The organism is Burkholderia sp. BCC1208 (assembly GCF_902833095.1).
In the GTDB taxonomy this organism is placed as follows: Bacteria; Pseudomonadota; Gammaproteobacteria; order Burkholderiales; family Burkholderiaceae; genus Burkholderia.
On sequence record NZ_CADFDY010000003.1, the window covers coordinates 174,059 to 193,439 of the forward strand.

A 19,381-nucleotide genomic window follows, 5' to 3' on the forward strand; every position below is an offset into this window, starting at 1 on the left:
GGGTTCCTTTCGTTCTGGTTCATTCGTCGTGGCGTGCGGTGTCGATCCGGTAAAAGCGGCGCGCGTTGCCGCCGAAAAGATCGGCCAGTGAAGCCGAGCCAAGCAACCGCGTGCAATCGTCCTCGCACGCAGCCAGCCATTCGCCGTAGCCGCCGCATGCCGACGCCAGCCGCAGCACCGGCCAGTCGCTGCCCCACATCAGGCGCGTCGGCCCGAACAGCTCGGCCAGCGCGTGGACATACGGCCGCGTGCGCGCCCGCACGGCATCCGGGCCGGCCGACGACCCGGCCTCCGTCCAGAGGCCGGACAGCTTGCAATGCAGGTTCGGCAGGCTCGCGAGCCGGCGCATCGACGACAGCCACGGCTGCAACTCGCCGCGCTCGACGAATGGCTTGGCGCCGTGGTCGATCACGATCGGCAGATCCGGATGGCGTCGCGCGAACGCATGCAGCGCATCGAGATGGCGCGGCATCACCAGCGCATCGAAACCGAGCCCATGCTCGAGCATCGCGGCGACTGCGCGATCCAGCCGCGGATCGTCGATCCATGCGTCGTCGGGCAGATCCTGCAGCATCGGTCGCAAGCCGCGCGCCTTCGGCGCGGATGCAAACGCCGCGATCCGCGCCGGCGCGTCGTCGGCCTTCATGTCGACCCAGCCGACCACGGCGCCGACGCTCGGCGTGGCGGCCGCGAGATCGAGCAGAAAGCGCGTGTCGGCTTCGCTCGGCAGCGATTGCACGAGGACGGTGGTATCGATGCGCGCGGCATCGAGCAGCGGCGCCAGATCGGCGGGGCCGAAATCGCGGTGAATCGCGTCGAGTTCGGCCGGCGGCCAGCAGCCGGCCCGCGCGCCGATTCGCCAGTAATGCTGATGGGCGTCGATGCGTGCGGTCATGCGCGTGCCCCCGGAACCGGCGCGCGCGCGTCGATCAGACCTTCGTCGCGCAGCGCATCCCACAGTTCGGCCGGCGCGGGGCGCTCGAACCATTCGATGTTCTGCTTAAGCTGAGCCACGCTGCGCGCCCCGACCACGCACGACACGACGGCCGGATGGCCGAACGGAAACTGCAATGCAGCGGCGGGAAGCGGCACGTCGAAGCGGTTGCACAGCGCGCCGAGCCGCGTGGCCTTGTCGATCACGTCGGCGCTCGCATCCGCATAGTTGAACTTGCCGTTGCCGGCAAGCACGCCGGAATTGAACACGCCGCCGATCACGATACCCGTCCCTTCACGGGCGCACGCATCGAGCAGCGGTTCCAGCGCCGTCTGTTCGAGCAGCGTGTAGCGGCCGGCCAGCAGCACGGCGTCGAGCGCCGCTTCGTTCAGCGCATCGGCCGCGACTTCCCATTCGTTCACGCCAAGACCGAACCCGCCGATCTCGCCGCCCGCGCGCAGCGCGTCCAGCGCGCGAAACCCGCCGCCGCGGGTCAACTGCTCCCAGTAGTGCGCGTGACGATCGCCGTGCGTCATCGCGCCGATGTCGTGCACATACAGCAGGTCGATCCGCGCGAGCCCGAGCCGTTGCCGGCTGTCGTCGTGCGAACGCATGATGCCGTCGTAGCTGTAGTCGTAGACCGGCCGGAACGGCAACGGCTCGGCCCAGCCGTCGTCGCCTGGCCGCACGCTCGCGTCGGCGCGCATCAGCCGCCCGACTTTCGTGCTGAGCGTGAAGGCGCCGCGCTCGCGCGGGGCGAGCCCCGCCCCCGTGCGCCGCTCGGACAGCGTGTAACCGTAATAAGGCGCGGTGTCGAAGTAGCGCAGGCCGGCCGCCCACGCGGCGTCGACGAGCGCGGCGGCGTCGGCGGCCGACATCGGACGATAAAGGCCGCCGAGCTGCGAGCAGCCGAGACCGAGCGCGGACACCGTCAGCCCGCTGCGCGGCAACATGCGCGTATCGTTTGCATTCATGCGTCGTGACTCGATGCGGGAAAGCGGCACGGCCGGTCAGTACAGGACATTCTTCGCCGCCTGCGAATCGAGGTTCTGCTTGTCGACCATCACGACGCCGGTATCGATCAGCTTCGGCGCGGGCTTGCGCTCGATGACGTCGAGCGCCGTGCGCACGCCCTGGTTCCCCATTTGCCACGAGCCCTGCACCGCGATCGCCTGCACGGTGCCGTCGCGCACGAAGCCCTGCAGGTCCTCGTTGCCGTCGAACCCGATCGCCACCACCTTGCCCGCCTTGCCCGACTGCTTCAGTGCGCGGCCCATCCCGACCGCGGTCGGCTCGTTCGCGCCGAAGATGCCCTTCAGGTCCGGATTCGCCGACAGCACGTCGGTCGTCTGGTTCAGCGCGGTCGCCATTTGCGATTGCGAGTAGTACGGACCAACGACCTGCAGCTTCGAATGGCTCTCGATATACTTGCGGAACCCGCCGACGCGGCTGACCTCGGACCCGGCGCCCGGCACGTACGACATGATCGCGATCTTGCCGGACTGCCCGACGCGGTCGATCAGCGCCTTCGCGCACAGCGCGCCCGCCTTCTCGTTGTCGGTCGACAGGAACGCCTGGTAATACGGCTTGCCGGCATCCGCGATGGCCGAATCGATCAGCACGACGGGAATATGCGCTTCCCACGCCTTCTTGATCGCGGGTACCAGCGCATCGGGGTCGGACGGCGCGAGCACGATGCCCGCCACATGGCGCGTGACCGCGTTGTCGACCATGTTCACCTGTCCGCTGATGTCGGACTCGGCCGCCGGCCCCTGGAACGTCATCGTGTAGCCCTTGGCCCCGTCGAGCGCCGCCTTCGCGCCTTTCTGCACGTTCTGCCAATAGTTCGAATTGACCGTCTTGACGATCACGGCGATCTCGCCGCCCGCCGCATACGCGCCGCTGTTGCACGCCGCGAATACGCACGCCGATGCCGCCAGCAGGATGGGTTTGTTCATGTCTCGCTCCGCTTCTCGTTGGTAGGGACTGCTTGCTGCCGGTCAGGGCCGGCGACTGCGCAACTGGTCGATCCAGACCGTGCCCAGGATCACGACGCCGATGATGATCTGCTGAATGAAGCTCGACACGCCGTTCATGTTCAGGCCGTTGCGCAGCACGCCGATCACGAACGCGCCGATCGCCGTGCCGGAAATCGTGCCGACGCCGCCCATCAGCGACGTGCCGCCGATGACCGAACTGGCGATGGCGTCGAGCTCGTACATGACGCCCTCGTTCGGCTGCCCCGTGACGAGCCGCGACATCAGCACGCAGCCGGTCACGCCCGCGAGCGCGCCGGACAGCACATAGGTGAACAGCTTCACGCCCTGCACGTTCACGCCCGAGAGCCGGGCCGCCTCCGCGTTCGACCCGACCGCGTAGATATGACGGCCGAGCGACGTTCGAGACAGCAGGACGGACACCACGACGAACAGCACGACCATGATCACGACCGGATACGGAATGCCGGGAAAGGTCGTGTCGGGGAACCCGTCCGCGCCGATGCGCGAGATCCGCAGCAGCGCACCGTTGCCGAGTGCGCCGAACGCGTCGCCGAGATCCGATACCGGCCGGGCGCCCGTGATCTGGAGCGCGATGCCGCGCGCGACGAGCATCATGCCGAGCGTCGCGATGAAGGGCGGCAGGCCCATGCGCGTCACGCAAATGCCGTTGACGAACCCGCACAGCGCGCCGACCAGGATGCCGGCCGCCATGGCCGCCGGCACCGGCACGCCGGCCTTGACCAGCAGCGCCGCGCACACGCCGGCCAGCGCGAGCACCGAGCCGACCGACAGGTCGATGCCGCCCGTGATGATCACGCAGGTCGCGGCCACGCCCAGATAGGCGATGGACGTGACCTGCAGGCCGACGGTCATCAGGTTGTCGACCGAGAAGAACGCCGCGCTCGAAATCGAAAACGCGAACACGAGCACGACCAGGCTGCCCAGCGCCGCGAACTTCTGGATCAGGTCGCGCCGCCGCTGTCGCGCCGCCCGTTCGTCGGCCTGGCTTCGATCGGATGTCATTTCAAGCATGGGAACGCCCCGACGCGTAGTGCATGATCTCCTCCTGACTGGTGTGTTTGGTGTCGAGAAACGCGGTCAATCGACCTTCGTGAAAAACGGCGATCCGATCGGTCATGCCAAGCAGCTCCGGCAGTTCCGAACTGATCAGCACCACGCCGACGCCGTCGGCGGCGAGCCGGTCCATCAGCCCGTAGATCGCGAATTTCGCGCCGACGTCGATCCCGCGCGTCGGCTCGTCGAAGAACAGGATCTTCGAACCGCGGTAGAGCCATTTGCCGATGACGACCTTCTGCTGGTTGCCGCCGGACAGATTGCGCACGCGCTGATGCACGGACGGCGTGCGAATCGCGAGGTCCTGCACGTAGCGGCGCGCCACGTCCAGCTCGGCGTCGAAGCGCAGGAAACCGAGGCGCGACGAGATACCGCGCACGTTCGCGAGCGTGAGGTTCGCCGCGACGGGCATCGGCAGCGCGAGCCCTTCTTTCTTGCGGTCCTCCGACAGATACGCGATGCCGTGCCGGATCGCCTCGCGCGGCGAGCGGATCGTCACGGGCCGGCCGTGCAGCGCGATCGTGCCGCCGTCGGGGCGGTCCGCGCCGAAGATCGCGCGTGCGATCTCGGTGCGCCCGGCGCCCATCAATCCCGCGAAACCCAGGATCTCGCCGCGGCGCAGCGCGAACGACACCGGCCCGAACACACCGTCGCGGCGCAGTTCCCGCACGTCGAGCAGCACGTCGTCCGTCGGCACCGATTGCCGTGACGGATAGGCGTCGTCGAGCGTCCGCCCGACCATGCGCGCGACGATGTCGTCGATGCTCACGTCGGCGAAATCGTCCGTCGAGATGTGGCGCCCGTCGCGCAACACCGTCACGCGATCGACGATCTGCGCCATTTCGTCGAGCCGGTGCGAGATATACAGAATCGCCACGCCGTCGGCGCGCAGTTCCTCGATGATGCGAAAGAGCTGCACCGTTTCCGTTTCGGTCAGCGACGACGTGGGTTCGTCCATGATCAGCACGCGCGCATCGAGCGACAGCGCCTTCGCGATCTCGACCATTTGCTGCTGCGCGATGGACAGCACGCCGACCTTCGTCGTGGGCGCGACATTCAGGCCGATTCGCGCGATGCAGCGCGCCGCATCCGTATTCATGCGCCTCGTATCGACGAACGGCCCGCGCCGCGGCTCGCGTGCGAGAAACAGGTTCTCCGCCACGCTCAGGTGCGGGACGAGATTGAGTTCCTGGTGAATGATCGCGATGCCCGCCGCCTGCGCTTCGGATGCCGAACGAAATCGCACCGGCGCGCCGCGATAGCGAATCACCCCCTCGTCGGGCAGGTACTGACCGCTGATGATCTTCATCAGCGTGGATTTGCCCGCGCCGTTTTCGCCGCACACCGCATGCACCTCGCCGCGGCGCAGATCGAGGCGAATCCGGTCGAGCGCGACGACGCCCGGGAAGCATTTGCGAATCCCTTCCAGGCGCAGGATCTCCCGGTCCGCTTCGTCCTGAGCGGCCTGACCGGGCAGATTGCGAGGCATTGCCATTGCGTCTCCTTGGGGTGGATCGACCTCGGCAGGCTCTGGTCAGTCCAATTTAGACGAATTACAGCAATCAAACCAATTTTGGTCAAGCCAATTTAACTATTCACATCTGATCTTACCAATGGTGAAAACCCGCACATCGGGATGAACGGGCCGCCGCAAAGGGCGAAGCAGCGTGCGTGATAGACTCCGCGACACGCGCTTGCGCCGAAAGCGCATTGACCCCATTGCATCGAATGAAATCGACAGAACCCAAGCGGCTTTACCAATCGGTCGCGGCCCAGATCGTCGCGTTGATTCGTCAGGGCGAATTCGCGATCGGCGAGCGGCTGCCGCCGGAACGCGAGCTGGCGCTGACGCTCGGCGTATCGCGCCCGTCGCTTCGCGAGGCGCTGATCGCGCTGGAAATTGGCGGCCAGATCGAAATCCGGATGGGCTCCGGCGTCTATGTCCGCGACACGGCGGCCGACGATGTCGGCACGATGGTCACGCTCGGCGACAGCCCGTCGGAATTGATGCAGGCCCGCGCGGCCGTCGAAGGCAGCGTCGCCGCACTGGCCGCCGCGCGGATGACGGCCGCGATGCTCGAGCGCCTGCGCCGCACCGTTCAGCGCATGAAGCGGCTCGCGGAGGCCGGCAAATCCCCGGTCGAAGCCGACCGGCAGTTCCACATGCTGATCGCGGAAGCCGCCGGCAATTCGGTGCTCACCCGCTTCGTCGGCGAGCTGTTCGACAGCCGTCACGACCCGATCGCGACGGCCATGCGCGGCCACGCGGAGAATCCTCAGACCTGGACCGCCGCCGTGCGCGAGCACGAGGACGTGCTCCTCGCGCTGCAGGCCGGCGACCCGATCGCGGCGCAGACGGCCATCCGCGCGCATCTTCGCGCGTCCGAGGCGCGCTGGATCGACGGCGGGCTGAAAGCCGATCCCGACTGATCGCGCACCGGCGCCGGCACGCGTCGGCGAGCGCGTCGTCATGTGACGCCAGCCCGGTTTCCGTCCCTCTCTTCCCCTCCTTCGCGGCCGCGTGCCGCGCCGTTTCGCGTTGCGCGTCCGTTCTGAAAATTACGATTGCAAATGCCTCTCATTTGCATTAAATTGCCGCGCAAATGTACTGTTTGGAACACAGATGTCGGCGCGAGGCCGCCCGCCGTGCCCGAACGCGAAACACACCAACAGGAGGCGTATGAGCAGGAGCAACTGGGCGGCCGCACCGATGGCCATCGTGGTCGGCACGGCGGGCATGGGCGCCGCCGACGCGCAGGAAACGTCGCTGCCCACCATCGAGGTATCGGCGCAACGCGCGACGGCGCCGTTTCGCATGCGCGAATCGACGAGCGCGACGCGCGGCGAGGCGGACGTGATGGAGATTCCGTTCGCGGTCAGCAGCGTCGATACGAAGCTGATCCAGACCGTGGCCGCCACGCGCGGCGACGATCTTTACGACTGGGTCGCGGGTGTCTCGCGCCAGAACAACTTCGGCGGCCTATGGGACAACTACGCTGTGCGCGGCTTCGCCGGCGACGGCAACACGTCCGGCACCGACTATCTGGTCAACGGCTTTTCGTGGAATCGCGGCATGAGCGTGCCGCGCGACACCGTCAACCTCGAGCGCATGGAAGTGCTCAAGGGGCCGGCGTCCGCGCTGTATGGCCGCGGCGATCCGGGCGGGATCATCAGCTATACGACGAAGCAGCCGCAGTTCGCACGCGCGAACACCATCGGCGTGTCGGCCGGCAGCTACGGCGCATTGCGCCAGACGCTCGATTCGACCGGCCCCGTCACGAAATCGCTGGCGTACCGCTTCGTCGCGATGAACGAGAACAACGGCAGCTTTCGCGACACGGTGTCGAGCAAACGCTACCTGTTCTCGCCGTCGTTCACCTGGGACATCGGCGCCGACACGACGCTCCACTACGAGTTCGAGAGTGCGCGTCAGCGCGCGCCGCTCGATCGCGGCGTGCTGGCGGTCAACGGGCAGCTCGGCGTGATCCCCGCGTCGCGCTTTCTCGGCGAGCCGCGCGACGGCGACTACGACGTGCGCAACACGGGCCACCAGTTCACGCTCGAGCATCGCATCGATTCGCGCTGGTCGATCAACGCCGGCGTCGCGCAACGCAACACCGACCTGTCGGGGCGTTCGTCCGAAGCCTTCGCGTTGCAGCCGGACGGCCGCACGCTGTGGCGCCGCTACCGGCAAGTCGCGTTTCACTCGAACGACCTGCAAGGCCGCCTCGAGACGACCGGCACGTTCCGCACGGGCGGCATCGGCCATACGCTCGTGATGGGCGTCGATGCGTACCGCTTCAACTACGACCAGTTCGTCACGCGTTCCACGCCGACCGCCGCGGCGCCGTATGCGATCGACATCTTCGATCCGGTCTACGGCCAGCCCGCGCCGACACCGCGCACCGCGACCAACCTGCTCGAGCGCGACGACGGTCAAGGCGTCTACGCACAGGACACGCTCGCGTTCGGGCCGCACTGGAAAATCCTTGCCGGGCTGCGCTGGGATCGCTTCCACCAGTCGATCGACAACCGCCTGAAGGGCGTGACGACGAGCCAGTTGCAGACCGCGGTGAGCCCGCGTGTCGGCGTCGTGTATGAAATGAGCCCCGCGTTGTCGCTGTATGCGAACACCGCGTATTCGTTCCGGCCGAACAACGGCGCCGACGTCGGCGGCCGCGCGTTCGATCCCGAAAAGGGCCGCGGCTACGAAGCCGGGGCGAAATGGGCAGGCGCGCGCTGGCTCACGACCGTCTCGGCGTTCTACGTCACCAAGCGCAACGTGCTCACCGCCGACCCGGCGAACGCCGGCTTCTCGCGCGCGGCCGGCGAAGTGCGCAGCCGGGGCGTCGAATTCGAGTGGAGCGGCGACCTCGGCCACGGCTTGCGCGGCATCGCCAATTTCGCGTACGTCGACGCCGAGGTCACGCGCGATACCGTGCTGGCGCCCGGTTCACGTCTCGTCGACGTACCGCGGCTGAGCGGCAGCGCGCTGCTCATGTACGAGACCACGCTGCCGTTCGCGGACAAGGCCGGCGCCGGCGCGGGCCTGATCTACGTCGGGCGCCGGGCCGGCAACACGGCCAACACGCAGGACGGCTTCGAGCTGCCGGCCTACGCGACCGTCCAGCTCAACGGCTACCTTCAGGTCAACAAGCACCTGCGTGCGTCGGTGGTGCTGAACAACCTGTTCAATCGCACCACCTACGTCAGCTCGTACAACAGCCTGTGGGTCACGCCGGGCGCGCCGCGCAGCCTGTTCGCGTCGCTCGCGTACTCGTTCTAGGCCGGCCGGGACGGCTGACGCATCGCGCGTCAGCCGCCGACCACGAATCGCGCGCCCAGCGCGAGCAGCAACGCCGGCGGCATCACGCACGCACCGACCGCGAGGAATGCGCGGAAACCGACCTGCAGCCCTTCGCGCCGGATCGCCCTCAGCCACAGAATCGTCGCGAGCGATCCGGTGACCGACAGGTTCGGGCCGAGGTCCACGCCGATCAGGATCGCATCGACCACCGTTCGCGGGCTGTGCGCGGCCTGGATCGTCGAGCTCGCGATCAGCCCGGCGGGCAAGTTGTTGACCCCGTTCGACACCAGCGCGACCGCGACGCCCGCCGCCGCGGCGGCGACGTGCTCGCCGCTTTGCATCAGCGCGTGCAGCAGCCCCGCCAGTACGTGCACCGCGCCGGTCCGGTCGAGCGTCTCGACAACGACGAACAACCCCGCGACAAGCGGCAGCACGCTCCATGAAATCGCGCGAACGATCGGCACGCACGCCGCGCGATCCCGCATCGCCACGCACGCGACCGTGACGACGCCCGCCAGTGCGGTCGGCAATCCAAGCGGGCGATCCAGGACCGACACCACCATCAGCGCGACGGCCGTTGCCGCGATGCCCGCCAGCGCGATGCGCCCGCCGCGCGTCAGCGGTTGCACCGGCAGCCCCGACTCGCAACCGCCGGAAAGCGCACGTCGCTGCACGATCCGCAGCATGACGAACGTGCACGCGATCGACGCGACGGACGGCGCCGCGAAGTGCACGAGCCATGGGCCGAGCGACGGCATGCGCGCGCCATACAGCACCAGGTTCGCCGGATTCGAAATCGGCAGCACGAAACTCGCGGCATTCGCGACGAGCGCACAACTGTACAGCAGCGGCATCGGATCGGCCTTCGCGCGGCGCGCGGCGGCAAGGACCGCGGGCGTCAGCACGACGGCGGTCGCATCGTTCGACAGGAACACCGTGGTGACGACACCGACCAGGTAGATCAGCGCGAACAACCGCCGCGGCGAGCCCTGCGCGAGATTGACGACGTGCGTCGCGACCCAGTCGAACAGCCCCTCGCGACGGGCCGCCTCGGACAGCAGCATCATGCCCGTCAGAAAGAGGTACACGTCGCCGCCTTTCGCGACGGCGTCCAGCGCCTGGGCAGCGGGCAGCAGGTTCAACCCGACCAATAGCAGCGCGCCGCTCACCGCCCACGTGGCCTCGGGCCAACCGAACGGACGCGTGATGACGCCCGCGGTGGCGAGCGCGGAAATCAGCCAGGCAAGCGAAACAGGGTTCATGAGCAAAGGGACGGAGGCATGGGAATCGACATCGCTGTCACGACGATGTCGCCGATAGATCGGCGGGCTTGCCGCACACGCTGCTCAGCGATCGCGCGTGGCCGAGCCACAGCGCGAGCGAGCCCGTCGACACGGCGCCCAGCACGACGAACGCGGCCGGATAGCCGAAGTGCTGCGCGAGCACGCCGCCCAGCACCGGACTGAGCGCCGCGCCGATGCCCTGCGCGGTCGCGACGGCGCCCTGCCCGGCATTCACGCGGCCGGAGCCATGCAGCAGGCGAACCACGAGCGCGGGCACGACCACGCTTTGCAGGCCGGCGCCGATACCGTCGAGCACCTGCACCGGCCACACGCCCGCTTCGCTCATCCACGTCGCGGCGACCAGCCCGCGCACCGGCAGCACGAGGTACGAGCACAGCAGCACCCGCCAGTAACCGTGCGTGCGAATCAGTCGGGGCGCGAGCCACGCCGCCGCAATCATCACGCACTGCGCGATAACGATGGTCTGTGCAGTGAACGCGCTCGGGTTGCTGCGATGCGTGACGACGACGCCCATCCCGTAGAGCGGCAGCATCGCGGCGTTGCCGAGATGAAACAGCGCGAGCGACGCGCCGAGCAGAACCAGCGGCCGGTTTTCGGCGAGCGTGCGCAGGCCGCCGACGCGCGACGTCGACGCCGTGTCGAACGCATCGGGATGCGTCGCGTCCGTTCCCGGCGTAGCGCCGGCAGGATCGAGACCACGTGCGGACGCATGATCAATCGCGTGCCCGGGAATCGCCAGGGTGCTCACGATCGCGAGGACCGTAAACACGCCGACGAGCGCGAACACCGCGTCGAATCCGACATGCCAGCCGAGCCACCCAGCGAGCGCCGCACCGGCGACGTTGCCGGCATGGTTCGCCATCTGGTTGCGCCCGAACTGCCGATCGAACCCCTGCCGGCGCACTATGCCGAGCGTCACGCCCGCGGCGGCCGGCGCCAGCACCGCGCCGCTGACCGCCGCCAGGATCTGCGACGCCGCCACCGCCGGATAGCTGTGGACGAAGATCAACGCCAGCGACGCAAGCGCCGTCACCGCGGTCGCCACGACGATCAACGCCTGCTTCGCGCGCACCGCATCGACGAGCGCGCCGGCCAACGGCGTCGCGGCCATCGCGGCGAGCCCGGCCAGCGTCATGACCGAGCCGATCGCATCGGCACCCCAGCCGCGCGACAGCAGAATGACGCCGATGAACGGGCCGATGCCGGCCTGCACGTCGGCCAGGAAGAAGTTGAGCGCTTCGAGCGCGCGTGCCGCTCTCATGTCGTCTCACCGTCGCACGATCATTCGATATCCGCATCGACGAGCTCTGCGATCTCGCTCACGTCGAGCATCGTGCCGTGCGGCGTGACGATGCCGTGGCCCCACGCCTGCACATGGACACCGGGACGCAGATAATCGTGCAGGGCTTCAGCCGCATGCGGCGGTACCCGCAACGCGACGCCGCTCGTCAGCAACGCGCCGTTCAACTCGCCTTTCGGGCCGTGCAGCGCAAACGCGACTTCGCCGCTCGATTCCATCGGTTTTCGAGTGGCGTGCGTCGGCTTCGGCGGTGCAGCGTGCGCAGGCCCGTCGTCGACGATGTCGACGCCGTCGCGCCCGGTCAGTTGCACGGCCGCGATCATCGCCGCTCGACGCGGCTTGACGCCCCGCACGCGAATGCGGTCGCCGACCGCCACACGGCGCACCAGTTCGCGGCCCAGATGCGGCGGCACGTGAACCTGCAGGTCGCCGTTCAGGATCAGGCCGTCTATTTCTCCGTGCGGATTGAGCAGGAACTGCGTGACGCGGCCGCGCGTTTCGGGCAGGCAGGCGGGATCGATCCAGTGCATGGCAGGACTCCTTTCGATGGATTGGGGAACAGCGTCGCGCGATCAGCGCGCGACATCGTCATAGAGATTCACGACATGGCCCGGTGCGCCGAACGCCGTCGCCTGCAACGCTTCACCGTATGCGTTGCGCGTGCCGTAACCGACCGCGGCCACGCGCTCGCCGGGGACGAGCAGCGCGCCGAATTGCTGGGCGGCCGGAACGGTCAGCTTGACGATTGCACCGCTGTCGAGCATTACGCCGTCCGGCTCGCCGCGCGGCGCGCGCGTCACGCGGCGCACGACGCCGGACACGCTCAGGCGGGCGAGGTGGACGCCGCGCAGCATGGGCGGCACGGGCGCGACGGGCGCGGGCGGCTGATCGGACAGCGATGCACCGGTGTCGTCGTTGCGGACGATGCGTGCGCGGATTTCATCGTCGACGCGTCGTTCGCCGGCTACCGTGACACGCTGGCCCGACCGCACGAGCGCTGTCAGTTGCGAACCGAGATGCGGCGGCAGTCGGACGAGCGTGCCGTCGGCGAGCACGAAGCCGTCGACGGTGCCTTCCGGATTGATCGTCAGGCGCGACAGCGTGCCGGAAACCAGCGCATCCGATGCGGTGTCGTTTCCGGGCCCGGCAGGCACGAGCGTGCGAGGCCGAGGAGGAGCAGGAGACGGAGGCGGCACGGCGCCGGGCGGGTCTTCCGCGCGCGGCGCCGGCGGCACCTGCGCCAGGCCGACCGTTGCGACGGCAACGAGTGCGGCGGCGCAGAGCATGCGATACGACCGGCGCACGGCGCCACGGCACCGCGGCCGCGATCGAACGACAGGCAGGTACGACTTCATGACGGGCTCCGGCGACGGATTGCGATGCATCGATATCCGCAATACCCGTGCCAACCCGTGACGCCCCGCGTGGTCATGCGCCGAACGACGACGCGCGCCAAACATGTCGGATTTCCCGACACGTCGCTTCGCCGGATGTCGGCATTCCCGACAGTCGAAACGGCGCGACTAGTCGTCGCGCTCGATCCCGAGATTCGCCATGCGTGCATAGAGCGACTGGCGGCCGATCCCGAGCTGCCTCGCGGCTTCCGCGCGATTGCCGTTCGCGCGCTCGAGCGCATGCATGATCGCCGCGCGCTCGACCGTCGCCAACGCATCGGGCAGCGGCATGTCGAGCAGGTGCGCCGGCACCGCATCGGCGCCCGGCTGGCGCGCCGGCACGGCGGCCAGGCCGAGATCGGCCGCGCTGACGGCCGGCCCGGGGGCGAGCGCGGCCGCCCGCTCCATCACGTTGCGCAGTTCCCGAACGTTGCCCGGCCAGCGGTGATCGAGCAGCGCGCGTTGTGCGTCGTTCGTCAGGTGCAGCGGGCGCATGCCCGCCGCGCTGCCGAGGAAATGCGCGGCCAGCGGAAGGATGTCGGCCACACGCTCCGCGAGCGGCGGCAGGTGCAGCGGAATGACGTTCAGCCGATAGAAGAGATCTTCGCGGAACGTGCCGTTCGCGACCGCCGCGGCGAGGTCGCGGTGTGTCGCGGCCACGACGCGAATGTCTATCGCGGTCGGGCGATCCGCGCCGAGCGGCATCACCTGACGCTCCTGCAGCGCGCGCAACAGCTTCGCCTGCATCGCGGCGGGCATGTCGCCGATCTCGTCGAGAAAAAGCATCCCGCCGTCGGCCTCGACGAGCCGCCCCGCGCGATCGGCATGCGCCCCGGTGAACGCGCCGCGACGATGCCCGAACAACTCGCTTTCGAGCAGATCGGCCGGGATGGCCGCGCAGTTGACGGCGACGAACGGCCCCGCATGCCGCGCCGATGCCGCATGCAGCACGCGGGCCGCCACCTCCTTGCCCGTACCCGTCTCGCCGGTCAGGAGCACGGTCGCATCGCTCATCGCGGCCCGGCCGATCTGCTTTTGCACGTCGCGCATCGCCGCGCTCACGCCCAGCAAGCGCGGTCGGTCCGCGGCAGGTTCGCCCGCGAAACCGCCGTCGGATGGCGCCGGCGCCGGCGGCTGATTCGCCGACACGATGCGTTCGAGCAGTTGCGCGATGTCGCGACGCCCGATCGGCTTCGTCAGGTGATCGAATGCGCCGAGCCGCATCGCTTCGATCGTGTTGTCGCTGGTCGCATGGGCCGTCAGCATGACGACCGGAATCGCGGCCAGGGTGGCATCGTCGCGCAGTTGCGCCAGCACGGCCAATCCGTCCAGATCCGGCAGGCGGAAATCCAGAAAGATGCATTCGATACCGTTGCCACCGCCGTCGCGCAGCACGCTGAGCGCGGCCCGGCCGGTTGCGGCCTCGACGACGCGATGACCGAGATCGGCGAGCGTTTCGGCGAGGCCGTCGCGAAAGGCCGCGTCGTCGTCGACTATGAGGATGTTTGCCATGGAATTTCAATCACGAATGCGGCGCCTCCATCGAGGCGCGCGTGCCCGCCGTGCGCCGCCGCCACTTCGCGGACGACGGCAAGACCGAGACCCGTGCCATCCGCGCGGCCCGTCACGAACGGCTCGAAAATCCGCTCGCGCTGCGCGGCCGGCACGCCGGGGCCGCTGTCCGACACGATGATGCGCAGCCAGTCGCGCCCGGCGAACGCGCGCCGCTCGGCGGCGAGCGTGACCGCGCCGCCGTCGCCCGCGTGGTGCAGCGCGTTGAGCAGCAGATTGTCGAGCGCCCGCCGCATCTGGTCGGGATCGAAAGCGGGAAAATCCGACGGCCACGCGAGCCGTTCGCCCTGCCCCGCGAGCGACAGCGTCAGATCGATCGCTTGCCGCTGCGCCAGCTCGCGGTGCGCATCGACGACCTGCGCGAGCCACGCGTCGACGTCGACACGTGTCGCATGCGGGCGCACCGGCTGCGTCAGCGCGAGCAGGCTCGACAATTGCGCGTCGATGCGCTCGATCTGCGCGAGGATCACGCGCAACGCGTCCTGCTGCCGCCGGCCGTCACCGGCCAGCGCGTTTTCCGCCTTCAGCCGCATCGCGCCCATCGGATTGCGAATCTCGTGCGCAACCTGCGCGGCAAGCTTGCCCAGCATGCCGAAGCGCTCGGCCTGCGCGAGGCGCGTGCGCAGTTCGTCGGCCTGCTGTTGCAACAGGTCCGCGCGCCGCGCCCGCTCGTTGAACGCATCGATGACGCGGTCGAGATCGGGTTCGCCGACGTACGGCAGGTGATGCTCGCGACCGTCGGGCCCCAGCCCCCTCTCGATCCGTGCGAGATTGCGCTTCCATCGGCGCAGCGCCACGGCCAGCGCCGCCGCGATCGCCAGAATCACGGCGAGCACGGCCGCGAGGCCCGTTGCCAGCAGTTCCCCGTGCCGGCCCAGCGGCGGGCGCGCACGCGTCAGCATCCACACGTACAGACCCGAGCCGCCGCGTACCGGGCAGGCCGCCGCGATCACGGCATCCTGCGCGCCTTCGACGACGTTCGCCGTCGCGGCATGCGTCGCGGCCGAGGCACGCAGCGTGCGGAGGATCAGCGGCGTTTCCGCTTCCGGAACGTCGTGTTTGGCGCCGCTGCCCTGATAAGTGGGAAAGGAATACGCGAGAAAGCCGCTCGCCGCAGGGGCGGCGCCGGGCATCCAGAACCCGCCCTCCATGTCCGGCGCACGGGAGAGCACGATATCGAGGATCGCGTGCATCAGCTCCGGCCCGGGCGCGGCGCCCGCCGACGCGGAAGACGCGCTGTAACGCGACGCGACCGCTTCGCATGCCGACGCGCCGGCGGCCTTCGCGCTGGCCACCTGCTGGCTCTCGGCGGAACTCGCCATGACCCAGACGACCGCGACCAGCGTCGCGTACAGCGCCGCGACGAGTGCCCAGAGCATGACGAGTTGGGTGGAAAACGACGGGCGCTTCATCGGATCGGGCTGGCGGTCGAGGACGACAGAATAGCGTATTGCATGTCATGCGAAGCCGTCACGACCGCCATCCATCGCGCCGACGGCTGGCCCGACCGGATGGGAACGGCGACGGCGCGCGCCGCTGCCATCACGCTCGCCGCTTGCATTTCGGAATCGGCGACCGATCCCGACGACCGCGCACCAGGAATGGTCGGCCAATCTGTTCACCACGGCTTCGGACATGTTTCCCAAGGCAGCCGTCGGTTCGGTGGTGGGTATCGGCGGACTGGCGGGTGCGCTCGGCGCAACGCTCTTCCCGCTGCTAGTGGGCGCCGTTCTCGATCACTTCAAGGCGCTCGGGCACATCGGCGCGGGCTACAACATCCTCTTCATGATCTGCGGCTCGGCTTACCTCGTCGTGTGGATCGTCATGAGGGTGATCCGCTCGTCCCACCAGACGGTCGATCTCGCGCGGCTGTCGTCGAAGGCAAGTATGTAATCCGTTCGGGACACAAGGCAGGGCATGATCAGGCTTAAAGGTGTCCGACCGAAAAAACGAACGGGAATCAAAAACGCCCGCCGCCGGAAATCCGGCGCCGGCCATCTCGGCCAATCCTGGCGTGTGGGGCGCCCCTACCGCGCAAGCGCGGCGACTTGCGCCGCCGTCAGCGCCCCCTGGTACACGCGGAAATCGCTCACGAGGCCGTCGAAGGCCGGATCGGCCGCAAACTGCGAACGCCCGATCCAGTTGTTCGCGGTCGAACCGAGTCGCCAGGGCGCGAGAAACGCGTCGGTCGCGCTGCCGACGGCTGCACCGTCGACGTAGAGCGTCGCCGTCGTACCCGCCAGCGTGACGGCAACGTGTGTCCACTGCGCGGCCCGCAGCGGCGCCTTCGCATCGATGCGCCGTTCGCCGTGCGGCCCGTTGACCGTGATCGCGAAGCGCAGCACACCGGTGTCGGCCAGCGGCGTGAGCATCATGTAGCGCCCGGTGCCGGTGCCGAAGTCGAACACCCGCGACCATTTCCGCACGGTGCGCGCGCACACCCACGCGGCAACCGTGAAATCCGACACGTCGGCCAGCACGCCCGCCGCAAGCGCGACATGGCTGCCGGCACCGTCGAGCGACAGCGCATTGCCGTTGCGCCCCGGCGCGAATGCCGCCGCACCGACCAGCGTACCGGCATGCCCGTTGCCGCTGCGATCGGCGGCGGTGGCGCCACGCGACTCGTCGAACGGCAGCCAGATCTGCAACTGCTGGCCGGTCACCACGCGCGCTGGCGCAGAATTCGCCGTTTCGCCCGTCGGCGTCGTCGCGCTCACCACGTAATACCAGGTACCCGCGGCCGGGCTGTCCGTCCACGTCAGCGGATCGACGATGCCGGTCGCCACGGTGGCGTACGGGCCGCCCGATGCCGCGCCGCGCTTGACCGTGTAGTGCGTGGCGTTCGCGACGCCCCACCACGACAACACCGCGCGCCCGGTGCTCGCATGCGCGGTCAGGCCGCTCGGCGCCGGCGCGGCCCCGGCCGGATCGCGCGTGTGCATCAGCGTGCCGTAGCCGAGCTGGTCGTAACCACCGCTGTTGGGCCCGTAGTTGCCGCCCCCGCCCTCGGGCTGCGCCGCGAGCGCGAAACGTTTCGACCACGGCGCCGCGAGCCCCTTGCGGTTCACGTAATGGTTGTACACGAGCGCCCAGCACGGCCGAACGCCGCCCTGTCCGCCGGTCGCGAACTGCGTTTGCGTGACGTTCACGTTCGCGTAGGTGACGTAGGGCACGTCGAAGAACGGACCGTCGGGCGATTGGCGCAGGTTGGCTTTCGCGACGTATTCCGCGCCGGCGAGAAAGCGGTTGTTGTCGTATCCGTACAGGTCGACGCCCTGGTTCCAGGCCATCTCGCAGATCGCGCCCGCCAGCGCGATGCCGAGCGTGTTGTGCCCCTGGTCGCGGCCGCTCTCCTGCCACTGGCCGAGATGGCCGGGATGAAGGTAATACACCGCCTGCGGTATCGCGCCGTTGCCGGGCCCCGACCGGAAATAGTCGATCGCCTCGTCGAACAGCGCGCGGTCGTCGCACAGCACGCCGATCGCGAGAATCGACGCGATATTGCACAGATCCCAGTTCGCCCAGTAGTGCGTGATCTCGGTATTGTTGTGGCGATGCAGGAAATCGGTGTTGATCGGGTAGAACACGGTGCGCATCATCTTCTGGAACGCGGCGAAATCCGCCGCGGCCCAGTTCGGATAGCCGCGCATGATTTCGCCGGCATTCGCGAACTCGTAGCCGTACAGGCCGGCCGCGAGATCGACGTTCGAATCGCCGCCCAGGCGCTGCAGCGTCGACGCCCATTCGTTCATGATCCGCACCGCCGTGTCCGCATACGCCCTGTCGCCGGTCACTTTCCAGCGCAGCGCGCACGCATAGGCGGCGGCGACGTCGTTGTACAGGATTCCATAGTTTTGCGACCCCTTGCCGCCGCGATCGATTTCGACCTGCGGCCGCGGCTTCCACGACGAGTTCGCGTGGCTGTTCGCGATCAGCACCGACCAGCCGTCGAACCACGGCTGCGCGTGCGTCATCATCTTTTGCGCGACGCGATCGAAATCCGCCTGCGTATGCAGCAGGCCCGGATGGACGAAGGCCGGCGACGAGCCCGTCGATACGGCGGCGAGTGCGGTGCTTGCGCCGCCGAACGTCTCGCCGCAGGCGAGCACCGCCAGCGCGCCCAGACTGTGGAGAAACGTGCGCCGCGACATCGCGTCGTCCGACGTCCATTCCGCTTGCGAAGCGTCGCCCGTGCGATGCGCCAGCGCTTCGCGCATCGCCTTGTCCTTCGTCCCTTGCCTGCCGCTCATGCGTCTCCCTTCGTCGTTGCGGCCACGCCCGCGCGCGGCCCTGGGTTCGAACTTCATCGAAAGCGTGCCGCACGCCGGGAATGCCGGCACGGCGATCGGCGATCCGGAGGGCTGTCGATCGGGCATCCTCCGAAGCGTCCCCGCTTCGCCTGCCCAGCTTCCGGCCGCCACGGCAACACGCCATGCGATCCTAAACGTGAACGGTGACAGTGGTGGGAAGCGGCGGCGACCGCGCATGGTGCGCGTCGGGATCGGCTGGGTCAATTACGTGTTGTAAGCAACGGTCCCGTCGGCTCGCGACGTGGGCAAGCGTCGTCGCCCGATCGGCGTGCGATCCGGTTCGCCGCGTTCAACGTCGACCGTACGGCATGCGTGGCGCTTTCGGCCTGCAGTCCGCGCATCGGCCCCATTGCCTTTCAGCGTGCGTTCGCGGGGACGGCAGCGCGCTTCGCCGCGCCGTCCCGCTCGATCCGCTCGACGATGCGCGCGAGACGAATGATGTCGGTCAGCGCGAAATCGGCCGCATCGGGCCGGGGCCGGCCGCACTGGTCGGCCATGCGCATCGCGAATGCAAGCGCTTCGGAACGCTCGCGCAGCAGCGCGCGCAGTGCATCCGCGATCACCTGCCGGTCGCGCGGGTCACCGAGGTCGAGCATGGAGCCGGCATCCGGCATCGCGAGCGGCCGGGCCGCCCCGAGCACGGAAACATCCGGCAAGCGCATCGTGTCTGGTTCCATGGTCTTCCT

The 19,381-nt window shown here is 68.6% G+C and carries 16 protein-coding genes; 3 read left to right on the forward strand and 13 right to left on the reverse strand.

Annotated elements, in window-relative coordinates:
- Positions 1-19: 19 nt before the first annotated feature.
- Genes HWX09_RS08440 through HWX09_RS08460 form a run of 5 tightly spaced genes read right to left on the reverse strand, consistent with a single transcriptional unit; the run spans position 20 to position 5,503 of the window.
- A complete protein-coding gene (locus tag HWX09_RS08440) occupies positions 20-895 on the reverse strand; it encodes an amidohydrolase family protein (RefSeq protein ID WP_027786590.1) in 876 nt (291 codons plus the stop codon).
- A complete protein-coding gene (locus tag HWX09_RS08445; RefSeq protein ID WP_027786589.1) occupies positions 892-1,908 on the reverse strand; it encodes an aldo/keto reductase in 1,017 nt (338 codons plus the stop codon). The genes HWX09_RS08440 and HWX09_RS08445 overlap by 4 nt, the downstream gene beginning before the upstream one ends.
- Positions 1,909-1,944: 36 nt before the next feature.
- Entirely contained in the window at positions 1,945-2,892 is a 948-nt protein-coding gene (locus HWX09_RS08450; protein WP_027786588.1) for an ABC transporter substrate-binding protein, read from the reverse strand.
- A gap of 42 nt (positions 2,893-2,934) precedes the next feature.
- A complete protein-coding gene (locus HWX09_RS08455) occupies positions 2,935-3,966 on the reverse strand; it encodes an ABC transporter permease (protein ID WP_027786587.1) in 1,032 nt (343 codons plus the stop codon).
- A complete protein-coding gene (locus HWX09_RS08460) occupies positions 3,959-5,503 on the reverse strand; it encodes a sugar ABC transporter ATP-binding protein (protein ID WP_027786586.1) in 1,545 nt (514 codons plus the stop codon). Before HWX09_RS08460 ends, HWX09_RS08455 begins: the two co-directional genes overlap by 8 nt.
- Positions 5,504-5,736: 233 nt before the next feature.
- Between HWX09_RS08460 and HWX09_RS08465 the strand changes: the two genes are divergently transcribed.
- Together HWX09_RS08465 and HWX09_RS08470 are read left to right on the forward strand one after the other, a co-directional pair.
- Positions 5,737-6,438 carry a FadR/GntR family transcriptional regulator gene (locus HWX09_RS08465; RefSeq protein ID WP_027786585.1) on the forward strand — a complete coding sequence of 234 codons (702 nt, stop codon included), beginning with the start codon at positions 5,737-5,739 and terminating at the stop codon, positions 6,436-6,438.
- Between the two features lie 250 nt (positions 6,439-6,688).
- Positions 6,689-8,794: a TonB-dependent receptor gene (locus HWX09_RS08470; protein ID WP_027786584.1), complete on the forward strand. Its 2,106-nt coding sequence runs from the start codon at positions 6,689-6,691 to the stop codon at positions 8,792-8,794.
- Between the two features lie 29 nt (positions 8,795-8,823).
- Here HWX09_RS08470 and HWX09_RS08475 read toward each other — a convergent pair whose 3' ends face one another.
- From HWX09_RS08475 to HWX09_RS08500, 6 genes are all read right to left on the reverse strand, one after another.
- Positions 8,824-10,077 (reverse strand): arsenic transporter, encoded by a 1,254-nt coding sequence (locus tag HWX09_RS08475; protein WP_027786583.1) that lies wholly within the window; start codon positions 10,075-10,077, stop codon positions 8,824-8,826.
- A gap of 37 nt (positions 10,078-10,114) precedes the next feature.
- Complete coding sequence (locus HWX09_RS08480) at positions 10,115-11,380, reverse strand: MFS transporter (protein WP_027786582.1); 1,266 nt, start codon at positions 11,378-11,380, stop codon at positions 10,115-10,117.
- A 20-nt stretch (positions 11,381-11,400) separates the two neighbouring features.
- Positions 11,401-11,949, reverse strand: a complete 549-nt coding sequence (locus HWX09_RS08485) for a hypothetical protein (protein ID WP_027786581.1) — start codon at positions 11,947-11,949, stop codon at positions 11,401-11,403.
- A 42-nt stretch (positions 11,950-11,991) separates the two neighbouring features.
- Positions 11,992-12,573, reverse strand: a complete 582-nt coding sequence (locus HWX09_RS08490) for a hypothetical protein (protein WP_230469160.1) — start codon at positions 12,571-12,573, stop codon at positions 11,992-11,994.
- 369 nt (positions 12,574-12,942) lie between these two features.
- A complete protein-coding gene (locus tag HWX09_RS08495; RefSeq protein ID WP_027786579.1) occupies positions 12,943-14,325 on the reverse strand; it encodes a sigma-54 dependent transcriptional regulator in 1,383 nt (460 codons plus the stop codon).
- Positions 14,307-15,797, reverse strand: a complete 1,491-nt coding sequence (locus HWX09_RS08500; RefSeq protein ID WP_027786578.1) for a HAMP domain-containing sensor histidine kinase — start codon at positions 15,795-15,797, stop codon at positions 14,307-14,309. Before HWX09_RS08500 ends, HWX09_RS08495 begins: the two co-directional genes overlap by 19 nt.
- Before the next feature lie 223 nt (positions 15,798-16,020).
- Between HWX09_RS08500 and HWX09_RS08505 the strand changes: the two genes are divergently transcribed.
- Entirely contained in the window at positions 16,021-16,278 is a 258-nt protein-coding gene (locus tag HWX09_RS08505) for a hypothetical protein (RefSeq protein ID WP_027786577.1), read from the forward strand.
- A 134-nt stretch (positions 16,279-16,412) separates the two neighbouring features.
- Here HWX09_RS08505 and HWX09_RS08510 read toward each other — a convergent pair whose 3' ends face one another.
- A complete protein-coding gene (locus HWX09_RS08510; RefSeq protein ID WP_227789479.1) occupies positions 16,413-18,536 on the reverse strand; it encodes a LamG-like jellyroll fold domain-containing protein in 2,124 nt (707 codons plus the stop codon).
- Between the two features lie 515 nt (positions 18,537-19,051).
- On the reverse strand, positions 19,052-19,372 hold the full coding sequence (locus HWX09_RS08515) for a hypothetical protein (RefSeq protein WP_027786575.1): 321 nt from the start codon (positions 19,370-19,372) through the stop codon (positions 19,052-19,054).
- Positions 19,373-19,381 lie beyond the last annotated feature (9 nt).

Bases quoted from the DNA above. Each gene is read 5' to 3' on its own strand.
- HWX09_RS08475 (WP_027786583.1), bottom strand. From the start codon at position 10,077: ATGAACCCTGTTTCGCTTGCCTGGCTGATTTCCGCGCTCGCCACCGCG.
- HWX09_RS08480 (WP_027786582.1), bottom strand. From the start codon at position 11,380: ATGAGAGCGGCACGCGCGCTCGAAGCGCTCAACTTCTTCCTGGCCGAC.
- HWX09_RS08445 (WP_027786589.1), bottom strand. From the start codon at position 1,908: ATGAATGCAAACGATACGCGCATGTTGCCGCGCAGCGGGCTGACGGTG.
- HWX09_RS08500 (WP_027786578.1), bottom strand. From the start codon at position 15,797: ATGAAGCGCCCGTCGTTTTCCACCCAACTCGTCATGCTCTGGGCACTC.
- HWX09_RS08450 (WP_027786588.1), bottom strand. From the start codon at position 2,892: ATGAACAAACCCATCCTGCTGGCGGCATCGGCGTGCGTATTCGCGGCG.
- HWX09_RS08440 (WP_027786590.1), bottom strand. From the start codon at position 895: ATGACCGCACGCATCGACGCCCATCAGCATTACTGGCGAATCGGCGCG.
- HWX09_RS08505 (WP_027786577.1), top strand. From the start codon at position 16,021: ATGTTTCCCAAGGCAGCCGTCGGTTCGGTGGTGGGTATCGGCGGACTG.
- HWX09_RS08510 (WP_227789479.1), bottom strand. From the start codon at position 18,536: ATGTCGCGGCGCACGTTTCTCCACAGTCTGGGCGCGCTGGCGGTGCTC.
- HWX09_RS08485 (WP_027786581.1), bottom strand. From the start codon at position 11,949: ATGCACTGGATCGATCCCGCCTGCCTGCCCGAAACGCGCGGCCGCGTC.
- HWX09_RS08470 (WP_027786584.1), top strand. From the start codon at position 6,689: ATGAGCAGGAGCAACTGGGCGGCCGCACCGATGGCCATCGTGGTCGGC.
- HWX09_RS08515 (WP_027786575.1), bottom strand. From the start codon at position 19,372: ATGGAACCAGACACGATGCGCTTGCCGGATGTTTCCGTGCTCGGGGCG.
- HWX09_RS08460 (WP_027786586.1), bottom strand. From the start codon at position 5,503: ATGGCAATGCCTCGCAATCTGCCCGGTCAGGCCGCTCAGGACGAAGCG.
- HWX09_RS08465 (WP_027786585.1), top strand. From the start codon at position 5,737: ATGAAATCGACAGAACCCAAGCGGCTTTACCAATCGGTCGCGGCCCAG.
- HWX09_RS08455 (WP_027786587.1), bottom strand. From the start codon at position 3,966: ATGCTTGAAATGACATCCGATCGAAGCCAGGCCGACGAACGGGCGGCG.
- HWX09_RS08495 (WP_027786579.1), bottom strand. From the start codon at position 14,325: ATGGCAAACATCCTCATAGTCGACGACGACGCGGCCTTTCGCGACGGC.